Origin of the sequence: Streptomyces sp. BJ20, assembly GCF_022869105.1 — a bacterium.
Classification (GTDB): domain Bacteria; phylum Actinomycetota; class Actinomycetes; order Streptomycetales; family Streptomycetaceae; genus Streptomyces; species Streptomyces griseoincarnatus.
The window spans coordinates 7,235,953-7,255,429 of sequence record NZ_CP094918.1 but is presented as its reverse complement, the minus strand read 5'-3'; the positions used below and the strand labels follow the sequence as shown (position 1 = coordinate 7,255,429).

The 19,477-nt window shown below is 70.1% G+C and carries 14 protein-coding genes; 8 read left to right on the top strand and 6 right to left on the bottom strand.

The window, feature by feature from the left end; all coding sequences use genetic code 11:
- Positions 1 to 46: 46 nt before the first annotated feature.
- The 5 genes from MTR79_RS32690 (at position 47) to MTR79_RS32670 (ending at position 5,879) form a co-directional block, all read left to right on the top strand.
- Positions 47 to 2,140 carry a penicillin acylase family protein gene (locus MTR79_RS32690; protein ID WP_244792901.1) on the top strand — a complete coding sequence of 698 codons (2,094 nt, stop codon included), beginning with the start codon at positions 47 to 49 and terminating at the stop codon, positions 2,138 to 2,140.
- Entirely contained in the window at positions 2,133 to 2,741 is a 609-nt protein-coding gene (locus MTR79_RS32685; protein WP_086701363.1) for a GNAT family N-acetyltransferase, read from the top strand. Before MTR79_RS32690 ends, MTR79_RS32685 begins: the two co-directional genes overlap by 8 nt.
- Positions 2,738 to 3,217, top strand: a complete 480-nt coding sequence (locus tag MTR79_RS32680) for a cupin domain-containing protein (protein ID WP_086701364.1) — start codon at positions 2,738 to 2,740, stop codon at positions 3,215 to 3,217. Before MTR79_RS32685 ends, MTR79_RS32680 begins: the two co-directional genes overlap by 4 nt.
- Positions 3,214 to 3,984 carry a glucose 1-dehydrogenase gene (locus MTR79_RS32675; protein ID WP_189363695.1) on the top strand — a complete coding sequence of 257 codons (771 nt, stop codon included), beginning with the start codon at positions 3,214 to 3,216 and terminating at the stop codon, positions 3,982 to 3,984. Before MTR79_RS32680 ends, MTR79_RS32675 begins: the two co-directional genes overlap by 4 nt.
- A gap of 137 nt (positions 3,985 to 4,121) precedes the next feature.
- A complete protein-coding gene (locus tag MTR79_RS32670) occupies positions 4,122 to 5,879 on the top strand; it encodes a copper resistance protein CopC (RefSeq protein ID WP_189363902.1) in 1,758 nt (585 codons plus the stop codon).
- A gap of 374 nt (positions 5,880 to 6,253) precedes the next feature.
- On the opposite strand, the gene MTR79_RS32665 is transcribed toward MTR79_RS32670, so the two are convergent.
- Together MTR79_RS32665 and MTR79_RS32660 are read right to left on the bottom strand one after the other, a co-directional pair.
- Complete coding sequence (locus tag MTR79_RS32665) at positions 6,254 to 6,454, bottom strand: hypothetical protein (RefSeq protein WP_086701369.1); 201 nt, start codon at positions 6,452 to 6,454, stop codon at positions 6,254 to 6,256.
- Between the two features lie 45 nt (positions 6,455 to 6,499).
- A complete protein-coding gene (locus MTR79_RS32660; RefSeq protein WP_048460412.1) occupies positions 6,500 to 6,721 on the bottom strand; it encodes a hypothetical protein in 222 nt (73 codons plus the stop codon).
- A 577-nt stretch (positions 6,722 to 7,298) separates the two neighbouring features.
- Here MTR79_RS32660 and MTR79_RS32655 point away from each other — a divergent pair.
- Positions 7,299 to 8,009 (top strand): hypothetical protein, encoded by a 711-nt coding sequence (locus tag MTR79_RS32655; RefSeq protein ID WP_244792899.1) that lies wholly within the window; start codon positions 7,299 to 7,301, stop codon positions 8,007 to 8,009.
- Positions 8,010 to 8,318: 309 nt separating this feature from the next.
- Complete coding sequence (locus tag MTR79_RS32650; protein ID WP_244792897.1) at positions 8,319 to 10,184, top strand: AAA family ATPase; 1,866 nt, start codon at positions 8,319 to 8,321, stop codon at positions 10,182 to 10,184.
- 386 nt (positions 10,185 to 10,570) lie between these two features.
- On the opposite strand, the gene MTR79_RS32645 is transcribed toward MTR79_RS32650, so the two are convergent.
- From MTR79_RS32645 to MTR79_RS32630, 4 genes are read right to left on the bottom strand one after another with little or no spacing between them, the layout of a single operon-like run.
- Positions 10,571 to 11,611, bottom strand: coding sequence for a hypothetical protein (locus tag MTR79_RS32645; protein WP_244792895.1), 1,041 nt, complete (start codon positions 11,609 to 11,611; stop codon positions 10,571 to 10,573).
- Positions 11,608 to 15,993 carry a hypothetical protein gene (locus tag MTR79_RS32640; RefSeq protein ID WP_244792893.1) on the bottom strand — a complete coding sequence of 1,462 codons (4,386 nt, stop codon included), beginning with the start codon at positions 15,991 to 15,993 and terminating at the stop codon, positions 11,608 to 11,610. Before MTR79_RS32640 ends, MTR79_RS32645 begins: the two co-directional genes overlap by 4 nt.
- Positions 15,993 to 16,745 carry a hypothetical protein gene (locus tag MTR79_RS32635; protein WP_244792891.1) on the bottom strand — a complete coding sequence of 251 codons (753 nt, stop codon included), beginning with the start codon at positions 16,743 to 16,745 and terminating at the stop codon, positions 15,993 to 15,995. Before MTR79_RS32635 ends, MTR79_RS32640 begins: the two co-directional genes overlap by 1 nt.
- Positions 16,732 to 18,246, bottom strand: a complete 1,515-nt coding sequence (locus tag MTR79_RS32630; protein ID WP_244792889.1) for a hypothetical protein — start codon at positions 18,244 to 18,246, stop codon at positions 16,732 to 16,734. Before MTR79_RS32630 ends, MTR79_RS32635 begins: the two co-directional genes overlap by 14 nt.
- A 381-nt stretch (positions 18,247 to 18,627) precedes the next feature.
- Here MTR79_RS32630 and MTR79_RS32625 point away from each other — a divergent pair, with 381 nt between their 5' ends.
- Positions 18,628 to 19,416, top strand: coding sequence for a hypothetical protein (locus tag MTR79_RS32625; protein ID WP_244792887.1), 789 nt, complete (start codon positions 18,628 to 18,630; stop codon positions 19,414 to 19,416).
- Positions 19,417 to 19,477 lie beyond the last annotated feature (61 nt).

The window sequence follows — 19,477 nt, the reverse complement described above, 5'->3', positions numbered from 1 at the left end:
ACGGGTTAACTTAGGGGAGCCTAACCTAAAGTGAAGTGGGGGCACAGTGTCCGGTGCGATCTTCCGGGATGCCTGGGGGATTCCCCATCTGCGGGCGGACGGCCCGCGTGAACTCGCACGCCTCCAGGGCCTGGTGACCGCCCGCGACCGAGGCTGGCAGATCGAGGTGGAGCGTCACCGCGCCCAGGGCGCCTCGGCCTCCTTCCTCGGCGCCGGCGAGCTGTCCTGGGACGTGCTGGTCCGGCGCGCCCGGATCGCCGACACCGCCCGCCGCTGCTTCGCCCGCCTGGAGGAGCGCGACCCGGAGACCGCCGACTGGATCCGGGCGTACGTCACCGGCGTGAACGAGGGCCTGCACGGGCACAGCGCCCCGGAGTTCGCCCGCGCCGGTGTCCTCCCCGGCCGCTGGGAGCCGTGGACGCCGCTGGCCGTGTGGCTGTCCACGCACCTCCTCTTCGCCGGCTTCCCCGCCAAGCTGTGGCGCGACCATGCCGCCGCGCGCCTCGGGGCGGACGCCGTGGGCCTGTTCGCCACCGACGGCCCCGGCACCTCCGGCAGCAACGGCTGGCTTGTCGCGGGGGAGCGCACGGTCACCGGGCAGGGGGTGATCGCCGGCGACCCGCACCGGTTCATCGAGGACCCCGGTGTCTACCAGCAGATACGTCTGTCCTGCCCGGAGTTCGACGTCGTCGGCCTCGCCGTGCCGGGCGTCCCCGGCATCGCCCACTTCGGTCACACCGGCACGGTCGCCTGGGCCATCACCAACGCCATGGCCGACTACCAGGACCTCTACCGCGAGCGGCTGCGCCGCACCGGCGCCGGGATGGAGGCGCTCGGCCCGGACGGCGTCTGGCGGCGGGCCGCACGGCACACCGAGACCGTCGAGGTCGCGGGCGAGGACCCCGTCGAGGTGGAGGTCGTCGAGACCGAGCGCGGGCCCGTCGTCATCGGCGGCCCCGAGGGCCTCGACGGCGGGGTGCCCGAGTCCGGCGGACCCCCGCTCGCCGTCGCCCTCCGTTACCCGCCCCGCGTCACCGGCGACCTGGGCTTCGGCGCCCTGCTGCCGCTGCTGCGGGCCCGCAGCGTGGCCGACGTGGACCGTGCCGCCGACCTGTGGGCCGAGCCCGTCAACGTCGTCCTCGCCGCCGACACCGAGGGCGGCACCCTGCACCGGGTGGCCGGCCGCGTCCCCGTACGCGCCGACGCCAACCGCGTCCGCCTCGTGCCGGCGTGGGAGCCCGGCCACGAGTGGCGGGGCTGGCACGAGCCGCCGCGCGCCGGTCTCGACGACGGCGTCGCCGTGATGGCCAACCAGCGCGGCCCCGCAGCCCCGCTCGGCGTGGAGTTCGCGCCGCCGCACCGCGCCCGCCGCATCGCCGCCCTGCTCGCCCGGCGCGACCGCTGGTCCGCCGCCGACATGGCCGCGATCCACACCGACACCCATCTCGCCTCCGCCGCACCCCTCCTGGACCACCTGGCCGCGCTGAACGCCCCGGACCTCACCGGACCCGCGTCCGCCCTGCGCGCGCGGCTGCTGGCCTGGGACCGGCACATGGACGCCGGCAGCGCGGACGCCGCCGCCTTCGCGGCCCTGCGCGGTGCGGTCGTCCGCCGTCTGGCCGCCGAGCCCGCCCTCGCCGCCGCCGCGACCCCGCCGCCGTACCCGGACGTCTTCCGCCCCTGGCTCGCGCTGGTCCCGCGCATCGGGTTCGCCCTGGAGCACCTGCTCGCGGCGAAGGACCTGTTCGGCATCGACCGCCCCGCCGTCGTCCGGGCGGCCCTGGAGGAGGTGGCCGCCGCGCCGCCCTCCGGCGCCTGGGGCGACACCCACCGCCTCGCGCCCTGGCGCGCCCTGCCGCCCGAGGACCCGCGGGAGGAGCCCGGCCTGTCCGGCGACCACGACTGCGTGCTGTGCACCTCCGCCGTGCCCGGCATCACCGACTTCGCCGCCCGCGGCCCCGCCGCCCGCTACGTCTGGGACCTGGCCCGGCGCGAGGACAGCCGCTGGGTCGTGCCGCACGGCGCCTCGGGCCGCCCCGGCTCCCCCCACCACCGAGACCAGCAGCCCCTGTGGCTCGCCGGAGACCTGGCCCCGGTCGTCACCGACTGGGCGCAGCTGACGAAGGAGACCGATGTCTGACCCGTACGCCTCCCGCCCGGCCGTCCACGAGCAGAAGGTCGACGGCTTCGGCACCGTACGCGTCCTGCCGCTGGACCCGGCCGCCGACGCGCCCCTGCTGCACCGCTGGGTGAGCGAGGAACGCGCCGTGTTCTGGGGCATGAACGGCCTCACCGAGCAGCGGGTCCGCGAGATCTACGCGCACATGGAGACCCTCGGCACCCACCACGCGTACCTCCTCGTCAAGGACGGCGCCCCGGCCGGGCTGCTCCAGACGTACGAGCCGGAGGCCGACCGGGTGGGCGCGTGCTACCCCGTCGAGCCGGGTGACATCGGCATGCACCTGCTGCTCGCGCCCGCGGAGCCGGGCGAGACCCGCTCCGGCTGGACCGCGGGCCTGGCGGTCGCCGTCTCCGCGTACGTCCTGCTGGGCCTGGACAGACGGCGGATCGTCGTCGACCCGGACGTCGCCAACGAGAAGGCGATCGCCCGGTTCGCGCGGCAGGGCTTCACCACCGGACCCCGGGTCGTGCTCCCCGAGGTGGACCTGCCGGACGTGTACCTCCCCCAGAAGCACGCACAACTCGCGTTCCTCACGCGCGAGGTAGCCTTCGGAAGGTGACCCCCGACGACCTCGTCGCCCACTTCCGACTGGAGCCGATCCCCCGGGAGGGAGGCCGGTTCCGGCAGACCTGGGCCGGTCCCGCCGGGCCCGACGGCCGCCCCGAGGGCACCGCCATCGTCGCCCTGCTCACCGACGGGCCCGGCGACTTCTCCGCCCTGCACCGCCTGCCCGCCGACGAGACCTGGCACCACTACCTCGGCGACCCGCTGCGGATGCTGCTGCTCGCCCCCGACGGCACCAGCAGCACGCCGGTGCTCGGCCCCGACGTGCTCGGCGGCCAGCACGTCCAGCTCACCGTCCCCGCCGGCACCTGGATGGGCGCCCGTGTCGCGGACGGCGGTGCCTGGACCCTGTTCGGCTGCACGATGGCCCCCGGCTTCACCTACGAGGGCTACGAGCACGGCGACCCGGCCGAGCTGGCCGCGCGGTACCCGGACCGGGCCGCTCTCGTCGCGGAGCTGGGCCGCGCATGAGCGGGCGGGGACTGCTGCACGGCCAGGTCGCCCTGGTCACCGGCGCCGGCGGCGGCATCGGCCGGGGCGTCGCCCGCCGGCTCGCCGAGGAGGGCGCGGCCGTCGCCCTGCACTGCCGCACCTCGGTCGCGTCCGCCCAGGAGACGGCGGTCGCCATCCGGGAGGCGGGCGGCCGGGCCGTCGTCCTGCGGGCCGACCTCACCGACGAGGACGCCTGCCACCGGCTCGTCGCGGAGGCCGCCGAACGGTTCGGGGGCCGGCTCACCGCGCTGGTCAACAACGCCGGGGTCCAGCCCGTCCAGGAGCTCGCCGGGATGACGGCGGCCGAGTGGCGCGCGGTCGTGGACACCAACCTCACCGCCGTCTTCGCCTGCACCCAGGCGGCGGCGGCGCTGATGCGGGACCAGGGCGGCGGCTCCGTCACCCACGTCGCCTCCGTCGAGGCCCGCTTCCCCGCCCCCGGCCACGCGCACTACGGCGCCTCCAAGGCCGCGGTGGTGATGCACGCCCGCACGGCTGCCCTGGAGTACGGCCCCTGGGGCGTGCGCGTCAACACGGTGTCGCCCGGCCTGATCGACCGGGAGGGCCTGGAGGACGCCTGGCCGGAGGGCGTGCGCCGCTGGCGTGAGGCGTCCGCCGTGGGCCGCCTCGGCCGCCCGGAGGACGTCGGCGACGCCTGCGTGTTCCTGGCGTCCCCGCTCGCGTCCTGGGTGACCGGCCACGATCTGGTGGTCGACGGAGGGTCGACCTCCCGCCCCACGTGGTGAAGACGTCCCCGCCGCGTTGAGCGGACCGGGCGTCCCGTCCGTACTCCACGGGAGGCGAACGGCCGGGAGGCGGGTACGACGTGGAGCGACGGCGCGACGGGGCGGCGGGCGGCGGGTCGCCGGTCCTGCGGGCATGGGTGCTGCTGGGCACGCTGCTGGTGCTCCTCCTCGCGGGCGCGGCTCCGGCGAGCGCCCACGCGGCCCTGCGCGCCAGCGACCCCGAGGACGGAAGCGTCGTCAGGACGGCGCCCACCCACGTCACCCTGACGTTCACCGAGTCCGTGGGCCTGCTCGAGGACTCCTTCCGGATCTACGGCCCCGACAACCGCCGCGTCCACATGGAGGAACCCGAACACGCGGCCGGCGCCGCCGACACGGCCCGCGCCGCCCTGCCCCAAGACCTTGACGAAGGCACCTACACGGTGGCGTGGCGGGTGGTCTCGGCGGACAGCCACCCGGTGTCGGGCGCGTTCACCTTCTCCATCGGCAAGCCGTCCCCCACCCCGCCGGCGGCCCCCCAGGACCACGCCGAACACCCGGTCACCAAGAGCCTCTACGACACCGGCCGCTACCTCGCCTACATCGCGGCCGCGCTGCTCATCGGCACGGCGGCGTTCGCGGCCCTGTGCCGCCCGCCGGACACGGGCCCGCTGCGGGCGCCGCTGCTGTTCGGCTGGTGGACGCTGCTGGTGACGACGGCGGGGCTGCTGGTGCTGCGCGCGCCCTACGAGAAGGGCGCGTCGCCGTTGACGGCGCTGGACGTGTCGACGTTCCCGGACACGCTGAGCGGCCGTCCGGGCATGGCGCTCCTGGCCCGCGTGCTGCTCCTCCTGACGGCGGCCCTGCTCCTCCCGGTCCTGCGCCACCGGACCCTCCGCACGCGCGTGACGGCGGGCGCGGCCTTCTCCGTGGCTCTGGCCCTCACATGGGCGTCGGCGGAACACGCCTCGGCCGGCATCCAGGTCCCGGTCGCCATGACGTCGTCGGTGCTGCACCTGCTGGCGACGGCGGCCTGGCTCGGCGGCCTCACCGCCCTCCTGCTCACCCTCCACCGGGCGAAGACCCCGCCCCCGTACGACACGGTGGCCCGCTTCTCCCGCCTGGCGTTCACATCGGTGACGGTCCTCGTCCTCACCGGCGCCTACCAGTCCTGGCGCGGCCTCGGCTCCTGGTCCGCCCTCACCGGGACGGCGTACGGCCGCACGCTCGCCGTGAAGCTGGCGGCGACGGTGTTCCTGCTGCTCGCGGCGGCCCTGTCCCGCCGCTGGACGGCCCTGCTGGCCCGCCCGGCCGTGGCCGAGGAACGCGTACCGGCGCTGGTGGGCGCGGCGGGCCCGCCCCCCGAACCGAGGACCACGCACGTGACCACCGCCCCGCCGGAAGCCGTCGAACCGGAAGCCGTCCACCGCCGCGCCCTGCGCCGTTCCGTCCTGGCGGAGGTGGTGGTCGCGGTGGCCGTCCTGCTGGTCACCACGGTGCTGACCGGAACCCTGCCCTCCCGGGCGGAGGCCGAGGCCGCGAAGGCGCCCGCGCCGCAGGTGGCGGGCCTGCCCGGCGCCCAGGCCCTGACGGTCCCCTACGACACGGGGACGCCCGGTGGCAGCGGCACGGTCCAGCTCACGATGGACCCGGGCCGCGTCGGCGAGAACGGCCTCCAGGCGGTCGTCTTCGGCCCCCAGGGCGCCCTGTCCTCCGTCCCGGAGCTCCGCGTCACCTTCACCCTCCCGTCCAAGGACGTGGGTCCCATCGACGCCGGCCTCACCGACCGGGGCGGCTACTGGGCCACCAACGACCTCACCCTCCCACTGGAGGGCGCCTGGACGATGAAACTGACGGTCCGCGTCTCGGACATCGACCAGGTGACGGTGGAGCGGGGGGTGCGGATCGGGCGGTGAAGGGGCACGCACATCGCCGCGACGACGGTGATCTCACCGGCGGCGGGGAAGTGCTCGCGCCACACGTGCTCCTCGCCGACAACCTCCCGCACCTGACCACGCCGGACCGTGAGGTGGACACGGGCGCCCGCCTCGAACCCCTGGGAGCACCCAGCCGTCGGGAAGCCCACCCGTGATCACGAGGCGGGCCACCACCAGGATCAGTCCGGCCGCACCGGTGCCGACGAAGAGCCACGGAAGCCGCTTCGGCCGGGTACGGCACGTCACTTCGGCCACGCCGCTCATGCGGGGAGCGTGCCATCGCCTCACCTAGGCGGGCTTGTCCCGACCACGGCAGTTCCTCCGTGCGCGGCGCCGCCGGTTCGGCACAGTCGCTAGGCGGACTCGGGCCGCCGCGCGTGGGTGTCCGGGGCGGCCTGCTGCGCGTCCTCGGTCCAGAGGGTCTCGTCCTCGCCGAAGTCCGGAGCCTGGAACGGCTGCGTCGTCGGACGCGGCGATCCGGTGGAGCTGCGTGTCTGCCCGGTCGGGGCCGAGAACAGCGATGTGGAGTCGATGAGAGGTCTGCCTTTCGTCACAGGCCGCTGAGCGGGCCTGGCGTGCCCGGAGCGGGCACGGTGGTCCTAGAGCTTGGTCATCTTGGGGTACGGGCTCAGGATCCGCATCTGCGCCGAGCCGAAGTCCACGAGTGCCGCGACTCCGTCCTCGATGCCGACCACCCGGCCGAGGCCGTACACGTCGTGGGTGACCTGATCACCGGTGTCGAAGTGCTTGGGCGCCGGCGCGACCGGGGCCTTGAAGGGGCTGGTGGGCAGATGACGCTTCGGCGTCGAGGGCTTGGTCATGGCTCAGTATGCGCCTTCGCGCGCCGCGCCCGCTGTGTCCATGGGCACAGACCCGGACGACAGAGACCGCGGCACGCCGCTGACCTGGGAAGGCGCGGAACCGGGCCCCCTCCGTACACGTGACGGGGGTCACGCTCTGCGGGCCGGGGGTGGGCAACGCCGGACAACGTCGAAGGGCCCCACCGCGAACGGTGGGGCCCTTCGACATCGTGCCCGGTGAGGCACTGGCGGAGGATACGAGATTCGAACTCGTGAGGGGTTGCCCCCAACACGCTTTCCAAATGTTCGCCTGGGTGTTCGGGAGTGATCAGGAACGTCCTGACCTGCGGCGGCGCGGGACTGAGGGTAGGCGGCGAACGGCGCTGGACGGGGGTGAATGCAACCAAAACTGCAACCATTGATCGACGAGGACGGCGGAGGTTCGGGTGGTCGTCATCGACCAGCTCGGCGTTGGCCAGCACCGCAGGCAGGGTCTCGCTCATTTACGTTGCGGGCAGTCATTCAGGCAAGCTGCAGGGCGTTCGCGGAGGTCGAAAATGCGGAGCGCGCCGGGTGGTCGGGCCATCACTATGGCTCCGTGGATGATGCGCTTTTGGATGACGTGGACGCCGCCGGGGGTGACCCGGTTGATCTGACCCGCCTGCCTCCGCGCCGGTCGGAGTGGAACAGCATCGCTGTTCTCGGAGGTGCCCACGAGGACGATCTCGACCTGGCTCTCGGTTACCTGGAGGCGGGTGCCATCCTGGTGAGCCACTGGATCCGGACGGGCACGAACGACGCTCTGCCCGTGCCGATCTACTACCAGTACCGGCATGCCATCGAACTCGGCTTGAAGTGGAACATCCGGTCGGCCGCGACTTGTCTGCGCCGCGACGGAGTGTCGGTGCCGCCCGACGAGCTCGACAACTTCCTGACGAGGTCCCACGTGATCGCGCACTTGGCGGACCGATTGAACCAGTACCTCGGCCGGCTGATGCCGGCCCCGAACGACCGGATCGATCCGCCCACTCAAGACACCCTGGACTGGCTCCACCATCTCGACGAGAACGGGCAGACCTTTCGGTACAGCACGGTGAAGGGAGGCAAGGGGCAGGGGTTGGTGCGGGCGCGGCCGGACCAGCAGAGGGTCGACTTCGACGCGGACGTCCGGCGTCTCCACGATGCTGCCTGGGTGCTGTTCGCAGGCTTGTCCGGTGTCCTTGACACGCACGCGGAGAACCAAGCCGAGTACTACGCCGAATGCGAGGCCGAGTACTACGCCGAGATGCGGCAGGACATGGAGTACTGAGCGCGCCAGCTGTGTCTGCTCCGGTGGTCAGCTCCGGGACCACTATCCGCGCAGCCGGGTCCTCGGCGAGGCGATCACGTCCGTGTAAAGGATCCCGGAAAGTGCGGGCGATGCGGAAGGCGGTGGCTCTCTTTCGGAGAGAGGCCCCACCCACTGCCGACGACTGCCCCTGGGCGGGACCAAGACTTGTGGCGGATGTCTCGTGTACCCAATTATGAAAAGAAACTGACCTTACATCACCTCTGGCGCTAACGTCACAGTTGTCTCTGTGGCCCCACGGGCCCGTACCTTTGCATCCCCAGGACGCTCGTGAAGATCAAGCGCGTATGTATCGAGAACTTCTGTTGCCTGCGCTCGCTGGATGTCTCCTTCGACGCCATCACTTCCCTCATCGGCCCCACGGGCGTCGGTAAGTCCACCGTGCTGCGTGCCCTTGACTGGTTCTTCAACGGAGACAAGGGAGGAGTGCTCGGGGAAGAGGACGTTCACTCGGCAGCGGAAGGCAAGCGAATCCGTGTGGAAGTGGAGTTCGACGGACTGACGGCCTTCGACCGCGCCGCGTTGGGGTACTACGCGCCCGACGGAGTTGACTCCGTACGGATCTGGCGCACATGGGAGGACGGGGACGACCGGATCACCGGAAAGGCTTTGGCATACCCACCGTTCGACGAGATCAGGCGGCTTGAGGGGAAACGCGAGAAGCACAACGCGTACAAGGCGCTGAGGGCAAGCGACCCTGGGCTGGATCTGCCTGCTGCTAAGGGATCGGATGATGCAGAGGCCGCCATGCGTGTCTGGGAGTCGCAGAACCGCGATCGGCTCGCCGAAACGGATGTCGAGGGCACTCAGTTCTTTGGGTTCGCTGGCCAAGGGCTGCTCGCCAAGCTGATCGACTTCGTGTTCATCTCCGCCGACCTGCGCGCGTATGAGGAGGCGGACGACGGCAAGGCGACGGCGGTGGGCAGGATTCTTGAGCACGCGGTCGACCGTTCTGAGGCCGATGCGCGGTTCACCGCGATCGAGGACGACGCGCAGACAGCTCGTGAGAAGGTGCACAAGGAGGTCTACGGGCCGGTGCTCAAGAAGCTGTCCGGCTCGCTATCCGACGAGGTCGCCAAATTCAGCACGGGGCGGCACATCGTCGTGAAACCTGTGGCGCAGATCCCGAAGCCGGCCAAGACAACGTTCGCGGTCAGCATCAAGGACGGGGCAGCCATGACCTTGGTGCGTCGCCAGGGCCACGGCTTCCAACGAGCGCTGATCATCGCTGCATTGAAGTACCTCGCGGAAACTCGGCGACCCGAGGACGGAACCCGGTCGCTGTGTCTGGCGATCGAGGAGCCGGAGCTCTTCCAGCACCCTGCGCAGACAAGGGTCTTCGCCCAGGTTCTGCGCGGCCTTGTCGCCTCGGCGGTGGACCGAACTCAGGTGATGTATGCAACTCACAGCCCGGTGTTCATCGACCCTCGCAACTACGAACAGATCCGTCGGCTGGCCAGGGTGGGCAGCGGGGAACATCCCGATGTCAGGGTGCGGCAGCTCTCCGAACTGGATCTTGTTCAGTCTCTCAACGGTCGAGTGTCGGAGAAGTCCATCCGGCGTCATGCGACAACGCGCTACGTGAAGGACCTGGCAGAGGGGCTGTTCGTCGCGGCCGCTGTGCTCGTTGAAGGAGAGGCAGACGAGGCGGTCATCCTCGGTTTCGCCGAGCAGCAGGGCTTGAGTCTCGGCGCGAACGGCATCAGCGTGATCAATGTGGAAGGCAAGGACAACCTCATCCTCGCCCACGCCATCCTGAGTGGATTCGGTGTGAGGTGCTACGTAGTCTTCGACGGCGACACGGGGCCCAAAGCGCTGGCCGGGAAGGCAGAGACAGTCCGTGTAGCAGGGGAGAAGAACATCAATATCCTTGGCTACCTGGGTGCTTCGGTGAACGCTCGGCCAGCCACCGCGTGCGAAGCGACTCATACCGTCTTCGAGGATGACTTGGAGGCGTATCTCGCCGAGCACTGGCCGGCGTGGACTGAGCGTCGTAAGGAACTGGCCAAACAGGGCGATGGCTACGTCGCCGACTGTAAGCATGCTCCGACGTACGCCGAGGCCGCTCGTACCGCCGGGGGAGAGCCGAAGCTCCTGTACGCGCTGCTGGAGAACGTGATGGCGCTGGCCAGATAGCACCTGTGCTTGAGAGGACCCTTCTCTTCCGGTGGCGATCTCCCTGGCACCTTGGAGTACTCGCGCTCATTGCCAGCGGTCTCGCATTGATCTGGTCGGACTCTCGTAACGGTCACGATCTCAGGAGAAGCGGGCGCGGGGGAGTTGGAATGAACCGAGTCCGTACATCTCCGCTTGATGGTCCTCCCCTGAGCGGGTGTGGAGCCCCCTGTGCAGCGGGTGGCCGGTTTCGTTCGTGGACCCTTCTTCCCGCCGCCACTCGTAATTACCGGCGAGGGGCACCCTCGTGGTGGGGCCTGCGGTGACGTCGACCGGAGTTCGGGCAGGTCGAAGATGCCCCAGGCGTATGCGGCACATAGGGCCGGGGGTGGGCCGGTTTCATCCGGTCAACACGCCAGCAGCGCGTCACTGAGAACGTCGAAGCGAAGGGCCTCCTGCGGCACCGCTTGTCCGGTGACCAGCAGGTCGCGTGCCTGATCGCGGACTGAGGCGGGGAGCCATGCGACCAGCTCCCGGGCCTTGGCCTCCGAGGTAGGAGGCGCTGGGCGCGGGGGCTGGATGACGAGCAGAGTCCAGAGTCGCTCGGCCGGCCATGCCGGAATACCGGCACGCTCGGCCGTGGCGCAGGCCGTGGTGGCGATCTGAAGACCGGCGGCATCCAGGTCACCGAGGTAATCCAGACGTGTGACCGGGAAGGGCAACGCCGCAAGGGACTCCAGGGGCGCGGTGTTGCGGCCCTGGACCCAGGCGACGGCGGCCCAGGGCGGGACAGTGCGGGTACGCAGGACGCGGAGGAGCGTGCGGAAGGTGGCGTGGTTCTCGACGCATACGACGGCGCCCGACTGGCCGATCTCAGAGGTGACCGGTTCCCAGACGAGGGGAGTCGGCAGCCGCTCGCAGCGCAGCAGCTCGAACGTCAGCCGACCGGGCGCCCACAGGGTGCTTCCTCCGCGCGGCGGGTTGCTGTCGAACGCCTTCTCGTCACGGAGGAGCTCGTATGCGCGTTCGGCTGCGGAGGCAACTGGGACGTGTCCGCCGTCGGTACGCCGGAGCCAGTCGTTGACGGCCAGGAGGAGCTGTCGCTGTGTCGCGGCAAGACGAAGCGTGGCTGCCCAGCCGGCGAGTTCACTTCGCAGGGGTACGCCGACAGGAAGCAGCTTGTCGGCGGGGCGGGCTGTTCCCAGCAGGGTTACGGCTTTGGGCAGGACCGTTCGTCCCCGGCGTACGGTCGTGGTCCGGCTCGCCGACCACAGTCCTTCCTGTTCCCCGCGCTTGATCGTGTCGTGGACGACTTCGGGCAGCGCGGACGCCTCGATCCCGAGGTTCTGCGCGCCGATGGCGGCGGCGATGTCGTCGGTGTGGCGGCGGCCACCGCGCCCGTCAGGGTCAAGCGCGGCGATCAACGCGGCCAGGTCGACAGAACTCATTCTCCAAGTACCGCCCTGACGTCGCGCTGTACGAGAACCAGGTCGACCAGCTCGCGGGATCCGTCGTCCACGACCACGACCTTCTCACCCGAGGACGGGCGGGAGCGCCGGCCGAGCATGATGGTGCGGTCGAACATCGACAATGCTCCTTTGTCCTTGGGTGCGGCGGTGAACAGCAGCTGCAGGCCGAGTTGGTCGGCGGCGCGTCGCATCGTCCGGACGAACTGGTCCGCGGACGCCTGTCCGAAGGGGTTGTCCAGCCAGAGCCAGCCGACCGAGGTGGTGTCTGAGAGGGCGCGGACTTTCGTCATCGTCGCGTACAGAAGGACGCCGGCGGTCACCCGCTGCCCGCCGGAGAAGTTCTTCAGTTCGGCGACGTCGACGCGGTCGAGGGAGAGGTCGATGTGTGGTTTGAGCAGGCGCACCCTGAAGGGCGCGTCGACCAGCGCCCGGGCGGCGGCGAACAGTAGGGACTGTGCGTCCGACCGGCCGGCGCCGGGTGTCAGGAGGGAGTGGACGACGCGGGCGACCCGGTCGATGGCGACAGATTCGTCGGCTGGAACCTTTTCGTGTTCGATGACGACGAAGCGTCGCTGGGACCACGCGCCCAGGCCGTCGGGCAGCCGTGACTGGTTCTGGTAGGCGCGGAGCCGGTCGAGTGCCCGCGATGCCTGTACGTGCAGCATGACCGCGCAGGTGTGGACGTCGCGGTCATGTCGGTCGAGGTCGTCCCGCAGTGAGACAGCTCGTTGTTCGAGTTCTCCCGCGATGCGTTCGGCCTCCGCGGGAAGTTGCTCGTCGCCGCGCAGCCGTGAGATCAGGTCGATGACGCGGGTATCCTCCGCGGCCTCGACCTTGCGTGCCTGCGGACTGTTGGCGTGTGCGCGGACAGTGCTGGCCTCCTTCTGTCGGGCGTGCTCGCTGTCCGTGAGGTGCTTCCGTGACTCGCGGACGCGTTCGGAGACGTCCGCAATCTGGGTGGTGAGTGCGGTGATGTCATCTGCACGGCGGCCGGTCAGTGCCGGGTCGGCGAGGTAGCGCAGCGCGCCCACGCTTGCTTCGACCAGTTGGGCTGACTGGCGGGCCGCCGTCGCGGCGCTCTCCGCGTTCCGGGCGAGCTGTTCCTCGGAGCGCTGGATGAGCAGCGACTGGCCTGCCAGTTCGTCGAGTTGGTCGGCGAACCCCTCGGCTTCGTCGGCTTCGGCGACGAGATCGGCTGACGGAAATCCCTCGATGTCCGGGGAGGAGCGGTCTGCCCGGTCCTCGGCCTGCCGCTGGTGTTCCCGCCTGGCCGTTTCGGCGGCCTGCCATGCCTTCGCGTACTCCTCGCGCGCTTCCGCCTCGCGATCCTCGGCCTGGCGGGTCGCCGTGCCGAGTGCAACGGGATGCCGCGCATCATCGGCGTCGGCGAACCGCTCGGCCAGACGCCGCAGGGCGATATCGGCGTCCAGTTTTGCGTCCAGGTCTGCGACGTGTTGCCTGGTGTCGATGATCCGCTGGCGCAGTTCCGGGTCGACCGCTGAGTCCTCCAAGGCCGATGTGACGCTCTGAAGACGTGTTCGGATGGTGGGCGCGTCATCGTTGGGGACAGGGCCGTCGGTGGTGGCTGACAGCCCTGCGCTGCGTAGTTCGTCGGCTGCGTCGTCTCGGCGGCGTGTGTGGCTGCGTACAAGGTCGCGTGCCTGTTCGACATCGACGGCGAGGTCCGGTATCTCCTCGTTGAGCTGGTCGACACGGCGGCGGTGCTCGGCCTCGGCCGTGCGTAGGCCCGGTAGCTTCTCGCGGGCACTGGAGAGGGCGTCGGCAGCGCTGATCAGGGGGATAAGGAGTCGCCGCATCTCGGTCGCGCGGTCGATGACTTCCTGCGCGGCGTCGCGTGTGGCCTCGTGCTCCTGCTTGAGCCGGGTGAGGTCCTGGAGTGCGTCCGCCGCGGCTTGTTCATCGCTTTGGGCTGCTTCCAGCCGTTCCTGAGCTGATCGGATCTTCTCCTGGATGTCGGTACGCGGATCCCCAGGGAAGTCCTTCCAGAACTGGGTCAGGGCCGCGAGGGCGCTGCGGGCGTCGGTGGCACGCTGACCGGCTTCCTGGAGGCGCAGAGTCGCCGAGGTCAGCGCGTTCTCGGCCGTGGCGAGCATGTCTCGCGCCGCCTCCCGGTCGTAGGTCCCCGGGTGCGGGAGCAGGACTCGGGCGAGTGTTCCGTCGGCGTGGTCGGCCGCACTCGGTGATACGGCGGCTTCTGGGCCGAGGACGGCACCGACCCAGACCGCCGTGTCGGTCTCGAGATCACCGATAGCGTCGAGGGCGCGATGGAAGTGGTCAGGGTGGGAGACCACCACGCCGGACGCGATGTCGGGACGTGCCGTCGCGAAGGATTGGGCGGCCTGAGAGGTCATCGTGTCTGCCAGCCACCGCCATCCGGGCCAAGCCGGCACATCGGCGTCCTGGCAGCGCCGGACGGCTTCTTCGACCAGAGCAGATGCCGGAAGCAGACCGTCAGCGCCGACCGCGTCGAGGGTGCGTTGGGCCTCGGCGGCTGCGGCGCGTGCTTCGGCGGCGTCTCTGTCGGCTGTCTCGGCGCGTTGGCTCAGTGCGTCTGTGAGTGCAGTGCGGGCGGTCCACAGCTCGATGCCACTGTCGCCGACGGCGTCCCGTATGCGTTCGTCGTCCTCCAGCGCGCGGACCCTGTCCTTCACGTGCCGTAGCTGGCGTTCTGCGCTCTCCACGTCGTGCCGGGCGGCGACGACCGCGTTTTGGGCCTTCGCCATGGCCTTCCGCTGGGCATCGGCCTGTTTGTCGACGGCTTTGAGCGCTTCACCAGCCGCCTCGCGGCCGCTCAGCGCCGAAGCTGCTTTCCCCGCCCATTCGGCTTCCACCACCGCCGGATCGGCACCTTCGCGAACCAGACCGGCGGTGACCGCCTCGGAGAGGATCCGTTCGGACTCGCTGATCTGATCACCCACGCGCCGGACCTGCTCGGCGGCTGTCGCGTGTGCCGCCACGGCCTTCTGCTGTTGGTCCTGGGCTGTCGCCAGGGCAGTGAGGGCCCGGTCCCGTTGCTCCTCGGCGGCACGGAGGTCGGCGGCGGCACGGTCGCGGTGGTCGGTGAGGAGCCGGGCGAGGGCATGCAGATGCTGCTGTTCCTCCTTGCGAAGGTCCGAGCTGTGCTTCTCGGCAGCCTCAAGGCGGGCCGTGAGCCCGGCCAGCTGGGTCTTTGCCGTGTTGGCGGCGAGTACATCCTGGACGAGTCGCCAGGCGGCCAGTTCGCGAACCGCCCGGTCGCGGTCCCCGCGGCGCTTGTCGGCGAGGGCTGCGGCGGCGTTGGCCCTGAGTTCAGCCGCTCTCAGCCGCATCCGCAAGCGGTGCGCTTGAGCCCTGCGTGCGGTCGCGCCAGCCTCCCGGCGCAGGCGTTCGTGCTCCTCGTGTTTCTCTCCGGCACTGGCCTCCTCGGCGGCCAGCTCGGCTAGGGTCGCCTCGGAGTCGGCCACAACAGCCGCGGCGTTCGCCTCGGCGGTGGCCACCGCACGTCGGTGAGTGGCGACCTGATCATGCGCGATCGCGAGGCGGAGCAACGGTTCGGTGAGACTCTCCCACAGGGAGAGCTCGTCGGACCACTGGGGACGGGCGGCGGCGTTCGCCCGCAGGACCTCGATGCTCTTGCCGATCTGCTCAACGGTCGTGGTCGGGGTGGTCGCGCCGATGAGCCACCGGACGCAGGCGTCGGAATCAGGAAACCGCATCACGTGGTCGACGCCGCCTTCGGAGGCGTTCATGTCGGACTGGAACCGCAGCTGCTCCACATCGACTCCGGCAGCCGCCAGCCAGTCGCCCCAGGCGCGTTGGTGGTCTGAGGGACGATGCGGCGGCAGCGCACCGCCGTTGGGCAGCATCCCACGCACCGCCTCTACGAACTGCGCATGGGTTGCCCGTCGGCCGGCGCTGGTACGGAATGGCAGGTCTTCGATGGTTGGCCCGGAGCCGTAGGTCACCCATCCGTAGAAGTCGCGTTGCAGTTTGCGCGGGTTGTCGAGGTCTTGAGTGCCACCGTCTGCCCAGTCGGCGACCATGCCCATGACGATGCGCTGGAGTTCGCCGTCCACGACTCGGGTGGCCTGCTCGACGACGTGACAGACATCGCCCGAACGCACCAGCTTCGCCAGGGACCGGTCGGATTCACCGCGGATGAAGTCCCGCGCGTGCGGCAGGTACAGCCCGAAACGCAGAGCCGTGATCGTCGTCTTTCCTGTGCCGTTGTCGGCCCACAGCGCAGCGTGTCCGGTCGGCTCGAAGGGATCGGACCAGTTGATACTGAGTCCCTCCAGCCGTGACTCGGGGAAGCCCGCGCCTGCCAGGTAGGTGCGCTCGAGGCGCCAGCCCGTCTGCATCACTCCTCCCTCGCGTCGAAGGGCTCAACGTAGCTGGTGGGCACCGGCGAACCGATGATCGTCTGCCACACGAGAGGGCCGCCGGCGGTCGCGACGTGGGCGCGGAAGCGGTCCGTGGACCGCCACACCTTCAGCTCAGCTCGCGGAGGTGGAACCGTCCTGTCGACCACGACCAGTCCGAAGGACGCCAGCATCACCAGCACGTCCTCGCACATCCGTACTGTGCAGTCCCGCTTCAGGCGGCCACTCGATGTCAGAGCGACCTGTTTACGGTTGGTGGCGTACTCGCGCCATGCCTCGCCGAGCCCACCGCCGATCGTGATCTCTTCCGCCTCGATGGCCGCCGCATGTTCTCTTACGAGACGGTCGACATCCAGGGCAGTGACGCGCCGCGTACCCGGCTCGCGCACTGCTCGAGCGGTCGGATAGCACCAAGCCGTCGCGCCCCCGAGGGCCAGCCCGTACACCAGCCGATCAGCCGTTCCCCGGATACGAAGCCAGGGGCTGACGTCCGTCACCGCCAGCGGCGAGGTGGGTTCGGCGATCAACACGAGCCCTGCAGAACGATCGGCGCTCAGCACCCGCAGGCCGAGGCCGTCTGCCGTCTCGTCGAAGGCGGTGCGCAGATCGGGATCGGTGTGGAAGCGGTCCAGCAGTCGGCTGTAGACGTCATGGCGGGCAGGGGACATGGTGGGGTCGAGGCCGTACCTGAGGAGGAGGCCGACATCCCGCGCGTCGTCACGTGCCGTCATCTTCGTCCCCTTTCCGGCAGACGAGCAGATCAGGAACGTCCAGATCGGAGAGCACTCCTCGTATCCCGTCGTCCAGCGCCCACCACTCGTCCGAAGCATCGGGCCGGCCGTCGGGCCGCCAGAGCATCATCGCGTCGAGCGCGAGCAGCAGCCTCAGCCTGCGGCGAGCGGTCTCCCGCGAACCCCCGACGACGGCCACGAGCCCGTCGACGACGGCGGACGGCTCGTCGGCGGCGAACAGCCTGTCGACGTCGGCCAGCAAGTCGGTCAGCCGCGCCTTGGTGCCGGGCATGATCCGGTGGGCACGCAGCACGTGGGATACATCGTGGAACTGCTCCGGGAACTGCTCGTACACCCCGTCAGCGTCTTCGAGCGGCTCCTCCGCAATGGGCGTCGCCTCCGGGTACGGCATCTGCTGCGGCGGTACGGCAAGCCGGTTCGCGAGCGCCGCGACATCCAGCAGCACGCGTGGGGCCGGTGGGGACAGCTCGGCGCCGCGGGGCAGCGGCAGTCCGCTCAGCAGCGCCGTCAGCACATCCGCTGTCGGGTCGATCTCACTCACGGGCACAGCACTGAACGCCTGCGCGGCCTGGGCCTCACGCCAGCGCGGGGTGGCTCCGATCACATCGGTCTGCAGCGCAGCCAGGGTTTCCACCGCGTCACCGAGCCGCGACGCGGCCACAGACAGCTGCCGGACCGCCACAGGGTCCTGCTCCTCGGAGGCGTCCGCCCGCAAGTTCTCCAGGTGCCGCAGCAACGTACCGTCGACGCTGATCCGCCGCTCCAGATGGGCCGCCGCGGCCACCAGCTCGGGCCGCAGAACCCGCAGGTAGTCGACGCGGGTCACGTCACGCTCGGCGTCAGCGATCATACGCCGGACGTTCGCCGCGTAGGTTCGCGACAGCGTCAGGGCGTCCTCCGCCGAGTCGATCGCCGCGTCCAGACGCCCACTCTCGGCCTGCGCCCGCATGACCGCGATCACTGCCTCGTGCTCGTCCTCCAACGACCGGTTGGTCGCGATGAGCAGCAGGGTCACGGCGGTGTTGTCGGCGTTGACATGCAGGGTGCGCCCATCAGCGGCCAGCGTCTCGTAGAGCACGCGTACCTGAAGAGGCACCGGCTGCCAGCTGGAGTCCGGATCCGCGTACTCGACAGTGAAGTACGGGGTCGGCTCGTTGTGGCGGAGAAGGTGGTCGAGGAGATGCCGGGCAACGTGCGCGTGTTCCTCAGCAGGGCGGTGCGGGGCCATGCTCCCAGCGACACGGGCCATGCCGGCGAGCACCTCGTCACGCGGCGCGCCAAGATTGCCCTCCAATCCGGAGGACAGAGCGATCATGTCCACGCACGACTGGATCAAGGCGACGAAATCGTACGCCTCCCATTGCACGCTCGACGGGTTCCTTGCCCGGTTCAGGTGCACGTCGAATATCGGCGACAGGTGCGCAAGCGTTCGACGACGGCGGGCGGCAGTGCTCGTCAGCGGAGAACTGGTGCTCTTCACGTGCACCTCCTCAGCCGGTCGGGCTACGCCGTCGACTCCCTGATGCAAAAGAGTATGTCCAGCCGCCGACACCACGACTCCTCCGGCGTGCGGGGCTCCCAGCCTGGCAGGTGCAGAGCAAACGAGAAGAGCTTTTCCGACTATATGCAGCGCCGTGAGCCTTACCGCCGAAGACTGGCTTTGCTCGGTTTTCCGACGGAAGGAAGTATCGTGGTACCCAATTCGGATCGTATGGCCTCGACCAGCGCCCGAGTCTGCGAGAAACAGACCGGCGCCGGTGCGCGGCACCCGTCGACTCACGGGTCACAGCAGGCCGAGCTCACGCTGCGGGCGCATGACGCCTGGGCTCTACCGGTCGAGGTCCTGGGGAACGCCCTGGGCGTGACGTTCTCCGAGAAAGAGCTGACCGACGACCACCAGGCATGGCTCATCGCCCTCCGCGGCCGGATCGCTCTCATCACAGTCCCCGGACTGTCTGAGAAGGCGAGGGAGCACTACATCCGGCGGCTCTTCTGTGAGCACATCAGTCACGGATGGGCTGCCATCACAGTGGACTCGGAGGACGGGGTGACCTTCGCCGAAACCTTCCTGGAGGAGGTCGACCCGGCCGAGACCTTCCTGGGGGAGGGCGACCCGAAGGATGGTCCGGCAGACGATCCACCCGACGTGCGCCCGAAGCAGACGACGGATGTGCACGACCTCTACGAAGGATCCGCCTACGCGCCACTGCATGGCTGGCGCAGCGACGAAGAAGTGATCGCGGCACTGCGTACGCTGGTCACCGATGCACTCGCCGGCACGGCCGAGGACATGCCGGAGGAGGTCTATCCACTTCCCGAGGGCGTGGGGGCCACGGTCGCGATCGGCTACGACGACGAGGGAGAGCTGCATCCTCTTGTCTGGGTCCGCACGGACATCCCCAGTGGGCTGCGAGCGGACCTGTGGGGGTACTGTGCTGCGTTGTCGGTCAGTCTCGACCGCGTGGATGTAGAGCCCGACGAGAACGGGATCTTCTACGTGGGGATGGAACGCTCGCAGGTGACCGGACCGGGCATAGCGCTGCTCGCGGCGGTCACTGTGCAGCGGATGGGCCGGCGCCCAGAGGACTGCGCCTTCCCCCTCCTCGCGCCCCCCACTCAGGCGGAGGAAGCACCGCCGCTGGCTGCATGACAGGGGAGACCGCCGCTCAACAGCCAGAGAGACGGTCTGCCTGACTCCAGGCCACGGTCAC